General features: G+C 65.4%; 10 protein-coding genes. 5 read left to right on the top strand and 5 right to left on the bottom strand.

Annotated features, from left to right (window positions below; all coding sequences use genetic code 11):
* From B3T59_RS19030 to B3T59_RS19015, 4 genes are all read right to left on the bottom strand, one after another.
* Nucleotides 1–461 (bottom strand): 2-oxoglutarate dehydrogenase E1 subunit family protein (locus B3T59_RS19030; RefSeq protein WP_414652114.1); only part of this gene is annotated, 461 nt, incomplete at its 3' end.
* 237 nt (nt 462–698) lie between these two features.
* On the bottom strand, nt 699–4,613 hold the full coding sequence (locus tag B3T59_RS19025; RefSeq protein WP_287004789.1) for an ABC transporter ATP-binding protein: 3,915 nt from the start codon (nt 4,611–4,613) through the stop codon (nt 699–701).
* Nucleotides 4,610–5,350: a hypothetical protein gene (locus tag B3T59_RS19020; protein WP_287004787.1), complete on the bottom strand. Its 741-nt coding sequence runs from the start codon at nt 5,348–5,350 to the stop codon at nt 4,610–4,612. Before B3T59_RS19020 ends, B3T59_RS19025 begins: the two co-directional genes overlap by 4 nt.
* On the bottom strand, nt 5,347–6,402 hold the full coding sequence (locus tag B3T59_RS19015) for a glutathione S-transferase family protein (protein WP_287004785.1): 1,056 nt from the start codon (nt 6,400–6,402) through the stop codon (nt 5,347–5,349). Before B3T59_RS19015 ends, B3T59_RS19020 begins: the two co-directional genes overlap by 4 nt.
* 94 nt (nt 6,403–6,496) lie before the next feature.
* Between B3T59_RS19015 and B3T59_RS19010 the strand changes: the two genes are divergently transcribed.
* The 4 genes from B3T59_RS19010 to B3T59_RS18995 all read left to right on the top strand — a co-directional run bounded on the left by B3T59_RS19010 (nt 6,497) and on the right by B3T59_RS18995 (nt 13,030).
* Nucleotides 6,497–7,240 carry a PadR family transcriptional regulator gene (locus B3T59_RS19010; RefSeq protein WP_064864061.1) on the top strand — a complete coding sequence of 248 codons (744 nt, stop codon included), beginning with the start codon at nt 6,497–6,499 and terminating at the stop codon, nt 7,238–7,240.
* Nucleotides 7,237–8,772 (top strand): MFS transporter, encoded by a 1,536-nt coding sequence (locus B3T59_RS19005; RefSeq protein ID WP_064864063.1) that lies wholly within the window; start codon nt 7,237–7,239, stop codon nt 8,770–8,772. Before B3T59_RS19010 ends, B3T59_RS19005 begins: the two co-directional genes overlap by 4 nt.
* An 80-nt stretch (nt 8,773–8,852) precedes the next feature.
* Complete coding sequence (locus tag B3T59_RS19000) at nt 8,853–10,064, top strand: exonuclease SbcCD subunit D (protein ID WP_287004784.1); 1,212 nt, start codon at nt 8,853–8,855, stop codon at nt 10,062–10,064.
* Nucleotides 10,061–13,030, top strand: a complete 2,970-nt coding sequence (locus B3T59_RS18995; RefSeq protein WP_287004783.1) for an AAA family ATPase — start codon at nt 10,061–10,063, stop codon at nt 13,028–13,030. The genes B3T59_RS19000 and B3T59_RS18995 overlap by 4 nt, the downstream gene beginning before the upstream one ends.
* Before the next feature lie 46 nt (nt 13,031–13,076).
* Here B3T59_RS18995 and B3T59_RS18990 read toward each other — a convergent pair whose 3' ends face one another.
* Nucleotides 13,077–15,128: a HelD family protein gene (locus B3T59_RS18990; RefSeq protein ID WP_082933770.1), complete on the bottom strand. Its 2,052-nt coding sequence runs from the start codon at nt 15,126–15,128 to the stop codon at nt 13,077–13,079.
* A gap of 340 nt (nt 15,129–15,468) precedes the next feature.
* On the opposite strand from B3T59_RS18990, the gene B3T59_RS18985 reads away from it, so the two are divergent.
* A partial coding sequence (locus B3T59_RS18985; RefSeq protein WP_287004782.1) for a DUF222 domain-containing protein occupies nt 15,469–15,933 on the top strand: 465 nt, incomplete at its 3' end.

The raw sequence follows: 15,933 nt of genomic DNA, 5'->3' as shown, positions 1-15,933 counted from the left end.
GCGGGCGCCTTCTGTGAACGCGACGATCCGTCGCGGCTCGCAACGCTGTGGCCCGACGCGGCCTTGGTGGCGGTCGACTCGCGGGCGGGGGAGTTGGTGGTGGCCGGGCGCGGGGTCGGCTCCTGGTCGAGAGTGACCTGACGGGGTGCGGCCTTGCCATTCGACGAGGCGCTGCCGTTGCTGCTCGCGGCTGCGGTCTTCTTAGGGGCTGCGGTGTTCGACGCACCGTTGCTGTGTGCGGTTCCCGATCCGTTGCCGGACGCCGTGTTCTTCGCGGGCGCGGTCTTGGTCGATGCGGTCTTGGTAGTCGCTGCGGTCGTGGACTTGGCCGCAGACGATGCCCCCGCAGATGCTGCTGACGTGCCGTTGGACGAACCATCGTCGCCGGGCTTGTAGTCCTTCAGCAGATCGTGCCAACTCGGGTCGACCGAGTTCGGGTCTTTCTTGAATTGCTGGTACATTTCGTCGACCAGCCACGTGTTTTGTCCGAAATCTGATATCGAACTGCTCACAGCGGTATCTCGCCTCAATTCCCTCTGGTGTCGGGTCGCTCGCTCGCGTCGTGGAGTCCCTTGTGAAGATTACGACGCACCACCTGCTCATGGTACGCGCGCGACGTTGCGCCCCGTGTACCGACCGCGCCGACGTCACACCCGGTTGCGGTCCCGACCCGCGACCCTGGTGAGCAACGTCGATCGTCAGACGCGATCGTCGCCTTGAGCAGGCTCGATACCGTCGACGTCCGGATCGACACCTGCATCCCAGAACGCGCGGTACCTTCCACCCAACGACAGCAACTCGTCGTGTGTTCCCAACTCGACGATGCGTCCGTTGTCGACGACGGCGATCCGATCGGCGCGCGCCGCGGTGGCGAGTCGGTGGGCGACGATCACCGAGGTGCGTCGGCGGGTGACCGTCTCGCCCGCCGCGAGCACCAGCGCTTCGGTGGCCTGGTCGAGGGTCGCGGTTGCTTCGTCGAGAAGCAGGAGGTCGGGGTCGACTAGTTCGGCCCGCGCAAGCGCGATGAGTTGACGTTGGCCCGACGACAACCCGCCGCCGCGTTCGCCGACCTGATGGCGCATCCCGCCGTCGAGTCCGGCGATGACATCGGTGGCGCCGACAGCGAGTGCAGCGGCCGCGATCTGTGTCCGGTCGGCGTCGGGTCGGCCATAGGCGATGTTCTCGGCGACGCTACCGGTGAACAGGTGTGGTTCCTGGGGTACGAGCCCGATCCGATGTCGGTAGTCGAGCAGTCCGAAGTCGCGGATGTCGGTCCCATCCATGCGCACCTCACCGCTGGTGGGGTCGTAGAAGCGGGCGAGCAGTTTGACGACTGTCGACTTGCCCGCCCCCGTGCGACCGACGAGCGCCAGTGACGAACCTGCCGGGATGATCAGTTCGACGTCGCGCAGCGCGTCGGCATGAGCGCCGGTGTACCGGAACCCGACGTCGTCGAGTTCGATGTCGCCGTCGAAACCGTTGGCGGGAACCGGTATCCGATCCTCGCGTGACTCCAGCGAGCTGCGTGTGCGGAGGAGGTCCGCGATGCGTCGAAGCCCCACGACTGCCTGCTGATAGCCGTCGAAGACCTGAGAGAGCTGCTGCACCGGTCCGAAGAGCAACGAGAGATAGAGGATGAAGGCGACGAGTGTGCCCGCCTGCATCGTTCCGGTCGAGATGCGATGTGCACCAACGGCGATCGCCACGGCCGTCGCGACGTCGGACATCAGCGTGATGAATGGGAAGTACACCGAGATGGCCCGCTGCGAACGCATTCGTGCGCGCACCCATTCGACGGTGCGATCGGTGAAGCGGGTCATGGCGATGTCGCTGTTGCGGTAGGTCTGTGTGGTTCTGATCCCCGCGATGTTCTCTTGGAAGTCGGCGTTGACCACGCTCACCAGTTCGCGCGAGCGGGTGTACGCATCCGCGGCGACCCGTCGGAACGCGATGGTCGCGGCGATCATGATCGGAAACACGGGCAGGATGATCAGTCCGAGTTCGATATCGGTGAGCAGCAGTGCGACCGTGACACCGACGAGGGTCAGCACGGCGACGATCGCCGAGGTCAAACCTGTCTGCAGGAACGTCGATAGCGCGTCGACATCGGTGGTCATCCGCGTCATGATGCGGCCCGACAGTTCGCGCTCGTAGTAGTCGAGGCCGAGTCGTTGCAGGTGCGCGTAGCTGCGCACCCGGAGGCCGAACAGGACGCGCTCGCCTGCGCGTGTCGACGTCAACGTCATCACGGCGCCGACGATCCAGCCGAGCGCGACCAGTCCGACACCGAAGGCCGCGACCTCCCACAGGCGCGCTTCGTCGGCGCGGCCCGCGGCGTCGAGAACCGTACGGGCCAACGACGGAAAAGCGAGGCCGATGAGCGTGTCCAGCGAGATGCAGACGATCGCGGTGATCAGCAGCAGGCGGACCGGCGAGAGTATGCCCCACAGGCTGAACTGTCGGTTCTCACGACGTACCGACGCGGTGTCGACTCGGGGATCCTCGTCGGCGGGCGGCAGGGCGTCGACGGCCCGGAGCAATGCGGGCGTCGCCTGCATCGAACCGAGCGCGCTCGCCACACCGCCTCCGCGACCACTCGGTCCGCGACCCGGTGGTGGGGCGATGCGCGACATCGTCGACGCCGCGCTGACGTCTGCCGCCGGTGTCGATCCCGGATCGGCCGGTGGCCACAGCCGGTCCATGAGTGCGTCGTCGGCCGACGCAGGTGCCGTCGGCTCGGCGTGAGGTGTCGTGTCGCGCTGCGCGACCAACGCGCTCGACGACTCGACGACCACGCCGGTCATCAAGGCACGGAAGCGCGGACTGCGGGCATCGAGTTCGGCGACGGTTCCGATGTCGGTGATCCGCCCATCGTCGAGAACGGCCACCCGGTCGGCGAGCATCAGCGTCGACCGTCGATGCGCGAGGACCAGCATCGTCGGCCGGGCATCCCCGCCGCTGCGCAGGTCACGCAGGATGCGCGATTCGGTCGTGGCGTCGACGGCAGATGTTGCGTCGTCGAGCACGAGTACGCGTGGGTCGGCGTACAGCGCACGGGCGAGCGCGATGCGTTGTCGTTGGCCTCCCGAGAGGGTCAGGCCACGCTCGCCGACAATCGTCTCGAATCCGTCGGGGAGGGCAGTGATGAACTCGAGCGCGTCGGCGCGGGCTGCGGCGTCGACGAGGCGTGGGTGTGGCGAGCCGTCTGGCAGCGTGCGTGCATCGGCGGGAACGCCGAGTGCGATGTTGGCGGCGATCGTGTCGGAGTAGAGGAACGGTTCGTCGAAGACGACGGCGACCGCGGAATGCAGACTCTCGGCGGAGAGCGTGGCGACGTCGTGGGTGCCATCGGTCGAGACCAGTGACACCTCGCCGGCGGTCGGGGAGAGGTAGCGGCTGGTCAATTCCGCGATGGTCGACTTCCCGGAGCCGGGTGGTCCGACGATCGCGACGCACTCGCCGGGAGCGATGTCGAGGTCGATCTCGTGCAGGACGGCCTTGTCGCCGAACGCGAAGTCGACGTCGTCGAAGCGAAGTCCGAGAGCGCCGTCGGGCAGTGTGCCGGTCTGTCGGTCGCCGGGGTCGGTCGGTTCGTCGATGACGTCGTAGACACGGTCGACGGCCGCGCGAGCCAACTGTCCACTGACCACGACGTTGGTCAGCAGGCGTGCCAGTGACGTCATCGTGGCGACGTAGGTCGCGAACGCGAGGAAGGTGCCCGCGGTGATGGTGCCGCGCAACGTCAGCCACCCGCCGAGAGCGATGACCGCGACCATGCCCAACTGGGGTATCGCCGCCATGGTCGGGGCAAACCGCGCGTTGATCTTGGCTGCGCGCAAGCGTTTTGAATAGAGGTCGCGCGCGAGGCCGACGAGTTCGTCGACGGCGCGCGACTCCTGACCGAATCCCTTGACCACCCGCACGCCGGTCACGGTCTCCTCGACGTGCTGTGCGACGTTGGCCGCAGATTGCTGCGCCGACCAGGTAGCGGCGAAAAGCTTTCTGCGCGTGGTGAAGACGACGATTCCGACGACGGGAATGATGCTCAACGCGACGACCGTCAGCAGCGGCGACAGATAGGCCATGATCCCGATCGCGATCACCACCTGAACCGCGGCACCCGCCGACAACGGGACCACGGCCAGCAGTCCCTGCACGATCTGCAGGTCCGAAATCGACCGCGAGACAACCTGTCCCGTGCTGATGCGTGACTGAGCGGCACCGTCGAGATGCAGCAGCGTGTGCATCAGGCGGAGTCGCAACGCATTCTGCACGCTGATCGACAGTTGTCCCGCGGTGAGCCTGCGCCCGAACTGACAGGCGTAACGCACGACCGCCAACACAAGCAGCGCCGCGACTACCACCGAGATCGTCGCGCCGCCGCGTTGCGCTCCGGTCGCGTGATCAATCGCAGCCTTGGCCAGCAGGGGCGCGACGAGGTCGACGGCAACGGCAACCAGAGTCACCGCGAGGGTGACGACCACCAATCTGCGATGTCGCCAGCACTCAGTGGCCAGTCGACGAATCCAGCCGGTCGGCTGCGCGGGCCTCGGGGTGTCGGTGGGTGGGGCATCTCGCGTCGGAGCCGGGCTGTCCGTGAGGGAGCCGGTCACCGATCCCCGGCGGGCAGACCGGGTTCGGTGACGACGCTGCCGTCGACGACATCGCCATGCCACGACTTCGGCGCGGGACCGAACGCCTCACGTGCGTTGAGGACGACGCGACGTCCGAGTGCGCGGTTGCCTGCACCGCCGACCACGGCTCCGATGCCTGCGGGCATCAGCTTGCCGAAGATGAGCGGTGCTCGTTTGATCGCATACTTCTTGACGATCTTGTTCATCAATGTGGTGTTCAGCTTGCCGAGGCCGCCACCCGGGATGGCTGCGGTTCCGAGTCGACGCAGTGCGCCGCCGCGGGTGCCGACGAGGCGTCCGAGCGCTGCGACGCCCTCCTCACCCAGTGCGACGGCCAACACGAGCGTCTTTCGCCGTTCGGACTGCTCGACGCCGATTCCGTGCACTTCGGCGATCGCGAGGGCCAGCAACGCCGAGGCCTCCAGGAACAGCACCGTCTCACCTGTCATCGCGCCGAGCGCGGTCATGGTCCCGACGCCGGGGATCGCCGCGGTTGCACCGACGGCACTTCCCGAACCCATCACCGTGCGCAGGAACTGCTTCTCCAGCCGCCGGATGATCTGCTCGGGCGACTCGTCTGGATGCGCCTTACGCAGTGCGTTCACGTACTTCTTGACCGCCGGAGCCTGGAGGCGTTGGGCTTTGTCCAGCAGGCCCCCGGTCACCTCGACCGCCTTCGCGGGAGGCTTCTGATCGGTTCGTTTGGCTTCGGTCATGTCAGTGGTACCCAATCCTGTTCTGGCACGACCTCATTCGGCCGCGGTGGGGGTGGTGGCGTTCCGTCTCCGAAGGGGCTGCCCCCGAGTTCGTCGCGATGGTGAGGCGTGAGCCAATTCCGCAGGTCCGGGCCGTCGGGCACGATCCCGGTGGGATTGATGTCGCGATGGACGATGTAATAGTGCTGCTTGATCTGGGTGAAGTCGACGGTGTCGCCGAACCCCGGGGTCTGGAACAGATCGCGCGCGTACGCCCACAGCACCGGCATCTCCGACAGTTTGCTCCGATTGCACTTGAAATGCCCGTGATAGACGGGATCGAATCGCGCAAGGGTCGTGAAAAGCCGGACGTCGGCCTCGGTGATGGTGTCGCCCACCAGGTAACGCTGCGATGCCAGGCGCTCGGTCAGTTCGTCGAGTTTGGTGAAGAGCCGGTCGTAGGCCTTGTCGTACGCCTCCTGACTGCCGGCGAATCCGCAGCGGTACACCCCGTTGTTGACCTCGGTGTAGACACCCTTGCTGACGGATTCGATCTCGTCGCGTAGGTGCTCGGGGTAGAGGTCAGGTGCTCCCTCACGGTGATAGTCGGACCACTCGACCTCGAAGTCGACGGTGATCTGCTTGAAGTCGTTGGTCACGACCTCGCCGCTGGGGACGTCGACGATCGCCGGAACGGTGATGCCCTTGGGGTAACCGGGGAAGCGCTTCTCGTACGCGTCTTTCAGGCGCGGGATCTTCAGGACCGGGTCGACGCCGCCGGGATCGAGGTCGAACGTCCATGAGTTCTTGTCGTGAGTGGGACCGCAGAGTCCCAACGAGATCGCATCCTCGAGACCGAGGAGTCGTCGGACGATCAGCGTGCGGTTGGCCCAGGGGCATGCCCGCGCCGCGATGAGTCGATACCGTCCTGCCTCGACGGGGTAGCCGTCGCGACCGTCGCGCGTGATGCGGGTCTCGATGTACTGGGTGTCGCGGACGAACTCCTGTCCGCTGGTGACATAGGACGCCTGCGTGCCGGACTGGGCTTCTGTGTCTGACTGGACCTGGCTCATGGCTCCACAGTAGTGATCGCCACCGACGGTTGGCACCAGTTATTCGGCGCGGTATATTCCACACGGAATATTTGGCTGGGAGACGGGAGACGACGTGACTGCGAAATGTCCGTTGGCTCCGCAGGCCATCCTGGTACTCGGCCTGGTTGCTGAACGGCCCATGCACCCGTACGAAATGTTCCAGACCACGATCGAGCGGGAAGAAGACCGCCTGACCAAGATTCGTCCGGGCACGCTTTATCACACCGTCGACCGCCTAGCCGTCGACGGACTCATCGAGGTCGTCGAGGTTCGTAAAGAAGGCAACCGACCGCAGCGGACCGTCTATGCGATCACCGACACGGGCAGAGCGGCGCTAGCCGCGAGCCTCGAGGCAATCCTCGAACGTCACCCCGTCGAATACCCCGAGCTCTACCTCGCCTTGTCCGAGGCGCATTCGTTGCCGCGGCAACGGGTCGTCGAACTACTCGAACGGCGTATCGATGCGATGCGTGCCGATCGGGAACGGGTCGAGGCGGCAGCGGCGGCAGCGCTCGCTCGCGGAGCCGTCGAGATGTTCTATCTCGACGTCGGGTGCCGTTTGGCGACTCTGCAGACTCAGATCGACTGGCTTGTCGATCTTGTCCGACGCCTGCGTCACAACGACATCGAGTGGATCGACGACCCCGGCTCGGGGTGGCTTTCAAAGCACGCCACCACACCAGAATCACCGAGTTCATCTCCATCCGACGCTTCGTCCCCAACTCACAAGTCGTCCCCAACCGAGAATTCGTCCCCAACCAAGAATTCGTCCCCAACCAAGATTTCGTCCACAGCACAGAAAGTGCAGAACTCATGACCGCTCCGGCATTCAAGTCGGTGACCAACCGACCGTGGCTTTCGCTCATGTCCCTATGCGTCGGCTTCTTCATGATCCTCGTCGACATGACGATCGTTGCTGTCGCGCAGCCGCAGATCCGTGCGGCGCTCGACACCGATGTCAACGGCATCGTCTGGGTGACCAGCGCGTACCTGTTGACGTACGCGGTGCCGCTGCTGATCACGGGCAGGCTCGGCGACAAGTACGGACCCAAGACCGTTTATCAGGTGGGTCTCGTGGTGTTCACCGCCGCGAGTGTCTGGTGCGGGTTCTCCGGCTCGATCGGCGAGCTGATCGCGGCACGTGCACTGCAGGGTGTCGGAGCCGCGCTCATCACGCCGCAGACGATGGCCATGATCCAACGCATCTTCCCGCCCGAAAAGCGTGGTGCCGCAATGGGTGTCTGGGGCACCGTCGCCGGTGTGGCAACGCTGGTCGGTCCGCTGCTCGGCGGGGTGCTGACCGACAACCTCGGTTGGGAGTGGATCTTCTTCGTCAATCTCCCCGTCGGCATCATCGGTCTGATCCTCGCGGCCGTGCTCGTGCCCGAGGTCGACAAGCACGACCATTCCTTCGACTGGGTCGGTGTGGTGTTATCGGCAATCGGTCTGTCCGCCTTGGTGTTCGGAATTCAAGACGGTGAGAAGTACGACTGGGCTCCGTGGATCTGGACGCTCATCATCATGGGTGTCGTCGTGTTCGCGCTCTTCATCTACTGGGAGTCGAGGGTCAAAACCGAACCGCTGGTTCCGCTCTCGCTGTTCCGTCGGCGCAACTTCTCGTTGTCCAACATCGGCATCGCCTCGATGGGCTTCGCGATCTCCGGTCAGATGATTCCGGCCATGTTCTTCCTGCAACTCGTCGGTGGCATGACACCGACGCAATCGGCGCTGGTCATGGTGCCGATGGCGATCTTCACCGGAATCCTCGCGCCGATCGTCGGGCGGGTCCTCGACCGTGTGCATCCCAGCCTCATCATCTCGACGGGTCTGTTCCTGGCATCGATCTCGCTGTTCTGGATGGGCAGTATCGCGCGGTCGGCAACCCCTGTGTGGCAACTGATCCTGCCGCTGGCGCTGATGGGTATCGCATCTGCGGGCATCTGGGCGCCGTTGGCGGCAACCGCGACTCGTGATCTTCCCTGGTACCAGGCGGGTGCCGGTGCAGGCGTCTACAACACCACCCGAATGATCGGCTCGGTGATCGGCGCCGCCGCTGTCGGTGCGTTGATGCAGACGAGGCTCGCTGCGGAGTTGCCCGGCATGGACACGGCGTCAAACAACGACAGCGCCAAGCAGTTGCCGATCGAGGTCTTCGGTCATCCTGTCCGTGAGCCGTTCGCGCTCGCGATGGGCCAGACGCTGTATCTGCCCGCGGCGGCACTGCTGATCGGTGTGGTCGCGACGCTGTTCCTCAAGCGACCGGCCGGACAGCGCTCGTATCCGCCGGTAGGTGATGTCAAGGCCGCGGCGGGAGCCGAAGGCGCGGTGGAGGAGGCGGGCGCAGCCTGACGGGTTCACGACCTCCGACGACCGGGCAGGCCTGACGCGCCTCCCCGGTTCTGTCGGTGGCAGATCGTACGGTGTTTCCCATGCGAATCCTGCACACCTCCGACTGGCATATCGGCCGAACCTTCCACGGCGCCGACCTGCTCGATGACCAGCGCGCGTCGCTGCGTCACCTCGCAGACGTCGTCGCCGCGGAATCGGTCGACGTCGTCGTGGTCGCGGGAGATGTGTTCGACAGATCGGTGCCTTCTGCCGACGCCGTGCGTGTCTATGACGACGGCCTCGCCGCGATCGCATCCGCCGGTGCCGCGATCGTCGTGACCTCCGGCAACCACGATTCGCCGACGCGCCTCGGTGTCGGGTCGGGCTTCGCCGCGGCCGGTGGCCTGCATCTGCGCACCTCGGTGGCGTCCATCAACGACCCCATCGTCTTCTCCGACGAGCACGGAGACGTGGCGATCTATGGAATCCCGTACCTCGAACCCGAAGTCACCCGAACCGAACTCGGCGTCGAAGACGCGCGCGGACACTCCGACGTGCTCACCGCGTCGATGGAACGCATCCGCGCCGACCTCGCCGCGCGCGATGCGCGCTCGGTGGTCGTCGCGCACGCGTTCGTTGTCGGCGGGCTCGCCACCGGATCCGAGCGTTCGATCAGCGTCGGGGGAGTAGAAACCGTTGCGGCCGAGGTGTTCTCAGGGGTCGACTATGTCGCGCTCGGCCACCTGCACTCGCCGCAGGAACTCACGCCAACGGTTCGCTACAGCGGATCGCCCATCCCGTACTCGTTCGGCGAGAACACACACCACAAAGGGGTGTGGATCGTCGACCTCGACGCCGACGGCGTGTCCGACGTCCGTCGCCACGATCTACCGGTCGTGCGCGGTCTCACGTCGCTGCGCGGCACGCTCGACGAGTTGCTGGCCGACGAGTCGCTGGCGGTTGCCGAAGATCACTACGTCGAAGCGACGCTCACCGATGCCGTCCGCCCGGTCGATGCCATGCGCGTTCTGCGGCAACGGTTTCCGCACGCCGTTCACGTACAGTGGCAGCGTCCCGATGCCGAGAGCAGCGTCGACTATCGCTCTCGGGTACGCGGCCGCAGTGATGCGGAGATCATCACGTCTTTCGTCACCGATGTCCGCGACGAGCCGACTGCCCGTGAGCGCGCGCTCGTGGAGAGTGCGCTACGCGCTGTCGTCGGCGAGCCGGAACAGGTCGCATCGTCTGAGCCGTTGACGCTCTTCGAGATCGACGCGCTGGCTCAGACTCACCAGGTGGCAGAGTCGGCATGAGACTTCATCGGTTGCGCATGAGCGCGTTCGGACCCTTCGCCGACGATACGGTGATCGATTTCGACGCGCTCGGAGCCGACGGCCTGTTCTTGCTGCACGGGCAGACGGGTGCGGGCAAGACGACGGTGCTCGACGCCGTCGCGTTCGCGCTTTTCGGTAGGGTGCCCGGCGCCCGCAACGAGGCCAAACGCCTTCATTCCGATCATGCTCCGGCAGAACAGGTTCCGCAGGTCGAGGTCGAAGCGACGATCAACGGTCGCCGTTTCCGCATCATCCGGTCGCCCGAGTATCAGCGACCCAAGAAGCGGGGGACCGGAATCACCAAGGTCCAGGCGAAGGCGACGCTCGAGTGGGTCGACGGGTCGGGGGTGGCACTCACCCGGTTGCCCGAGATCGGCGAGACCGTGAGTGAACTCCTCGGCATGAGCGCCGAGCAGTTCTTCCAGGTCGTGCTTCTTCCACAGGGCGACTTCTCGCGATTCCTCCGGGCGCCCAACGAAGAACGAGAAGCGCTGTTGGAGAGGCTTTTCGACACCGAGCGATTCGGCGACGTCGAGGACTGGCTGCGTGAACGTGCACGAGAGAGTGCGGTGGCCGTCGAGGCGAAGGCGGCGTCGATCGACCGCATCGCCGCGCAGATCGGGGCCCTCTCCGGCGCTGAGACCCCCATCGAGCCCGACATGGCCTGGGCCCAGAAGTGCCTCGACGACGCCCGCGATGGAGAACGCCGCGACACCACGGTGTTGGCAGAGGTGCGCGGCGAACTCGACGCCGCGCAGCAGTCATACGACCGCGGCAGAAAGATGATGCACGACAGGCAGCGCGGACTCTCCGCGCGCTCGCGCATCGATCAGCTCGACGCCGCCAAGCCGGATCTCGATCGTGCCGAAGGCGCTCTTGCCGCTGCACGTCGCGCTGCACCGGTAGTCCCCGTGCTCGCCGATCACCGGCAGGCGATCGACAGTGCGCGCGCTGCAGACGAGCATTGTGCGGCAGCGGAATCGGCCGTGTTGGAGCGTTCGGAGGCTGCGTGGTTGCGCGAGTGCGACGACGCCGAGTTGGCCAGCGCGATCGACACGTGGGCGGCGGAGTCGGGTCGGCTCGAACCGTTGGTGCGCAGGGCACTCGAACGTCCCACGCTGATCGATGCGATCGGCGCCGCTGAGGCCGAGGTCTCGGCGGCCGACAACCGCACCGTCGAACTCGACGACGCGCTGGCAGCCCTGCCAGGGCACCGGAGCGAGGCAGCGCGTGCGCTGCAGGATGCGCATGACCAGCGTGCCCGGGTCGAGGCCTTGCGCAACCAGCGGGAACAGCAGACTTCGATTCTCGAGGCGATGGATGAGCGCGACAAGCTCGACGTCGTTCTCCATCGTGCCGAGCAGACCGTCAACGACGCACACGCGGCGTACAACGATGCACGGACCAGATTCCTCGACCTTCGCGAACGTCGCTTGGCGGGGATGGCGGCCGAGCTCGCGTCGCAACTCGTCGAGGGCGAACCGTGCACCGTCTGCGGCTCGCGCGAACACCCGGCACCGACGACGAGCGATCCGGGCGATCATGTCGGCGACGCCGACGAGGCCGCGGCTGCCGACATCGAACATCGCGCCTCGGCCGAGTTGACGCGTGCGCGCTCGTCGCTGGATACCTATCGCGAGCGAAAAGCCAATCTGGACAAGCTGATCGGCGACGCGATTCGAGAATCCGTACGCGCTGATCGCGACGATACGGTCAAGCGCCTCACGCAGGCCGAACACGCCGCGGCGTCGGTCGACAAGTTGCAGCGCGTCGTCGACGAACTCGATGGGCAGGCCAACACCTGGCAGGCCGAACGATCGCAGATTCAGGAGCGGCGCGCGGCGGGGGCCGTGCGCCTGGACTCTCTGCGTCGCGAACTCGACTCGCTCGACGCGGAGGTCTCGACTGCAACCGGAGGCCGGGGCGATGTCAGCGGACGCCGTGCCGAGTTGACCGAGTTGTGTAGGTGCGCTTCAGCTTTGCGAGACGCGCGAGCGGAGGTGCGCCGTGTTGGTGAGCGACTGACACGATCGGCGGAGCGCGCCGCATCCGCGTGCTCCGAAGCGCAGTTCGCCGACGAAGCCGCGGTGCGAGCAGCGATGGCTACCGATGAGCAGATGGCGACCTGGGAGTCGTCGCTGCGCAAGGCGCACGGCCTGAGGGTCGAGGCGCAGGGCACGTTGGACGACGACGACGTGCGTTCGGCGCTGGCGGCCGAGCCCGTCGACCTCGCACACCTAGAGACCACGCTCACAGCGGTGCGCGCCCGGTGCGATGCCGCGTCCGGTGCCGCGGCGGTCTCCGCGCGTCGAGCGACCAGCCTCGCCGATCACGTCACCCTCTATTGGGAGGCGCTGACCGACTTCGAGCCGATTCGTGCGCGACAGAAGGAGATTCACGATCTCGCCGAGTTGGTCAGTGGCCGAGGGCAGAACGCGAAGCGAATGACACTGAGGTCGTATGTTCTCGCGGCACGCCTCGAAGAGGTCTTGGTCGCGGCGTCGGATCGGCTTCGTCAGATGTCCTCGGGCCGTTACGAATTCGCACACTCCGACGCCGGAGGGCCGCGGGGGCGTCGCGGCGGTCTCGGCATCGAGGTGCGCGACGAGTACACGGGGGTCACGCGTGCCGCGACGACACTCTCGGGCGGCGAGACCTTCTTCGCTTCTCTCGCGTTGGCACTCGGCCTCGCCGATGTGGTGTCCGCGGAATCGGGTGGTCGGGTGCTCGACACCATGTTCATCGACGAGGGGTTCGGCACACTCGATCCGGAGTCGCTCGATCTGGTGATGGGGGTGCTCGACGAATTGCGTTCCGGCGGCAGGGTTGTCGGTGTGGTCAGTCACGTCGACGAGTTGCGTGCGCGGATACCGTCCCAATTGCACGTTCTTCGTGGCGAGGCCGGTTCCTCCGTGAAGGTGCGCACACTCGCCGCGCGTCCGTGAATCGGACACAGCACGCCCAGGATCTGGTCAGTTGCGCTCGATGAATCTATGTCGCGAGCCGCGCGATCGTGATCACGCGCTTGGTTGCCCGGGTCAGTGCGACATACAGATCGCGCAGACCGGCCGCCCCGGACGATTCGATTTCGTCGGGAGCCACGACGAGTACGGTGTCGAACTCCAGCCCCCGGGCTTCGGATGCTGGAACGACGACCACATCACCTCCGAAATGATCCAGGGTTTTCACGTCCGGGTCCGTGGCTTGCGCACCCATGAGAGCGGCTCGTCGTGATTCCGCGATGATGCCGATGAGTTCGCCGGGATGAGAGGACCGAAGCTCGGCGATGAGGTCATCGACGGTGGAGTCGACGTCGACTCCCGCCACCGCGACCGTGACTGGCTGCTCCCCATTGCGCAGTGACCGCGAAAGTCGTTGTGAGGGCGCGATGCGCGCGAGCAGCGGGGCGGTCGTGTCGAGGATCTCGGCGGTTGTGCGGTAGTTGATCGTCAGGGTGTGATGGACGAAGCGGTCGGAGACGAATGGCTCCAGTGCGTCGTTCCATGTCGTGATGGTGGTGGCTGGTCCCGCCTGGGCCAGATCTCCGACGATGGTCATGGAACGGTTCGGGCAGCGGCGCATGAGCATCCGCCACTGCATCTCGGAAAGGTGCTGTGCCTCGTCGACGACGATATGGCCGTAAGTAGTGTCGGGCGGCCCGTCGAGTCGTGTACGAGCCTCGTCGAGAAGTGCGAGATCAGCTTCCGTCAAGCCGGATTCAGCGTTCGATGAAACAGATCCCAGGCTGTGTTCTGCGAGATCTGGAAGCATCCGGCGTGCGGTGGTCTCGTCTTGAAACAGCTCGCGGACAACCTGTTCCGGTCGAAGTCGTGGCCAGACGAGGTCGACCGTGCGGCAAATCCCGGCATCGTCGAGGAGTTCGTCGCGAATCAGGTCCCAGTCGATCTCGTCGAGTCCGGCTGAGTGCGCGGTGTTGTCGTCTCCATCGCTGTGCGCACTCGGGAACATGCGATCGAGGTCGATACCGAACGCGACCTTGATCTCGTCCTCGAAATCGGAGATCTCTTGTGCCGTCTGTCTTTCGAGGTCATCGACGACCTCGTCGACCAGGTACTCGATGAAGATCTTTCGCGCGGGGTTGTGGCCCACGTCTCCTTGGAGTGCGCGACGTCGGGCGTCGTCGACACGTTCGGAATCGACGACGACGGTCCCGTGTTCGGTGCGCACGCGCAGCGACACCCCGTGCGGTTGCGCGACTTCGACCCTGCGCGCGATTTCGTCGGCGCAGCACCTGCGCCCCTTCGCCCGTGCGACGTCGTCGGGTTCGCGTCGTCCGACTGCGACGGAGACGAGATCGGCTGCGGTGGCCATGTCGACGTCGTTCTCACCCAGTGACGGCAAGACGTCGGAGATGTAGGACAGGAATCGCGCGTTGGGACCGAAGATCAGCACGCCTCGATCGGCAATCGCGGGAAATGCATACAACACGTATGCGGCTCGGTGGAGTGCGACGATCGTCTTTCCGGTCCCGGGGCCGCCGTCGACGACGACGATTCCGCGATGCTGCGACCTGACGATCTGATCCTGTTCGGCCTGCAGGGTAGCTGCTGCCTCGTGCATGCGGCCCGATCGCGCACCGGTGAGCGCCGCGGTGAGCGGGACATCGCCGACGACGTCGTTCTCGGACTGCGTGGTGCCATCCAGTATCTCGTCGGTGACATCGACGACCGTACGACCGCTGAGGCGCAGATGGCGTCGGCGTCGCACTCCCAGTTTGGATTTCGTCGTCGCTTCGTAGAAGGGTCGAGCGGCCTCGGCGCGCCAGTCGACGAGGAGTGTGCTGCCTGACGCGGACTGGAGGCCTACCCGCCCGATGTGCAGGGACGCGCCGTCACCGGTCATGTCGATACGTCCGAAACACAGTGATCTCTCTGCGCTTCGACGTCGTTGCAACCTGGCGTCCAGCCGGTTGAGCTCGGCATCTCTGGCTACTCGCATCTCGGGCTCATCGGCCCCAGATGCCAGTGTGCGTGCTCGGGTGGCGAGGGTCTCGTTCTGCTCGGCATCGAGTCGGTCGTACATTGCATCGATTGCGAGCTGTTCATGTGCGATCTGCTGTGTTCTTGTCTGATCTGTATCCACCAGCGGGGCCGCTCTCCTTGGTCGGTGATGTGGCGTCCACTGTGAAGGCAGAACTCCGATACTGCAACGTTGACTGTCGCTGAAAAGTGTGGCCTCGCAATGGTTTATGCACAGATCTGTTCTGCGAACTCGAAGCGCTCATCTATGTCGGTGTCTGCCCGTAGTATGGGTACAAACGTTCGATTCGGCGAGTGCGAGGGGGTGTTGGATGTCGATCAACTCAGTTGGCCCAGGCGCAGGTTCTGGTGCGGGAGCTGGTGATTCGGAAGGGTTCGATTCGATGTCCGGTGCTGTTCTGTCGGATTGGGCGAAGGATCTGCCGCTCGGGTTGTTGGGTGGTGTCGATCCCGCCGCTCCCGATGGTTCGGACACGGTTGCTGTGTTGGAGGGTCTGACCCGATTACGTTGTGGTGAGGCGTTTTTGGCGTGGGCGCGGTATCAGTCGATCGGAGTGCTCTACGACAGGCTGGTCGTCGAGCGCGCCGAATCGGATGGCCTGATCGTCGACGGCTTTTCCGATGCGGCGGCACGCATCTCGGGGATCTTCGCGGTGTCACGTCCGCAGGCTGAACGCATGATCGACGAGGCGATCGTGTTACGCGATGACCTGCCACAGGTGTTCGGCTGTCTACGCGACGGGATCATCTCGATCGAGCAAGCGCGACTGGTCATCTCACGCACCGACCTGGTGCGCGGGCCGGGCTTCCCGCCGGAGGTGGTGGCCGCCGTCGATGAACAGATCGCG

Source organism: Gordonia sp. UBA7860, assembly GCF_002500165.1.
GTDB classification, from domain to species: domain Bacteria; phylum Actinomycetota; class Actinomycetes; order Mycobacteriales; family Mycobacteriaceae; genus Gordonia; species Gordonia sputi.
Note: the sequence above shows the minus strand (reverse complement) of the source record. Positions and strands in the feature narration are given on the sequence as shown.

What these genes read in the sequence shown, in the direction of transcription:
- B3T59_RS19020 (WP_287004787.1), bottom strand. Translation starts at nt 5,350, where the DNA reads ATGACCGAAGCCAAACGAACCGATCAGAAGCCTCCCGCGAAGGCGGTC.
- B3T59_RS19015 (WP_287004785.1), bottom strand. Translation starts at nt 6,402, where the DNA reads ATGAGCCAGGTCCAGTCAGACACAGAAGCCCAGTCCGGCACGCAGGCG.
- B3T59_RS19005 (WP_064864063.1), top strand. Translation starts at nt 7,237, where the DNA reads ATGACCGCTCCGGCATTCAAGTCGGTGACCAACCGACCGTGGCTTTCG.
- B3T59_RS19000 (WP_287004784.1), top strand. Translation starts at nt 8,853, where the DNA reads ATGCGAATCCTGCACACCTCCGACTGGCATATCGGCCGAACCTTCCAC.
- B3T59_RS18995 (WP_287004783.1), top strand. Translation starts at nt 10,061, where the DNA reads ATGAGACTTCATCGGTTGCGCATGAGCGCGTTCGGACCCTTCGCCGAC.
- B3T59_RS18990 (WP_082933770.1), bottom strand. Translation starts at nt 15,128, where the DNA reads ATGTACGACCGACTCGATGCCGAGCAGAACGAGACCCTCGCCACCCGA.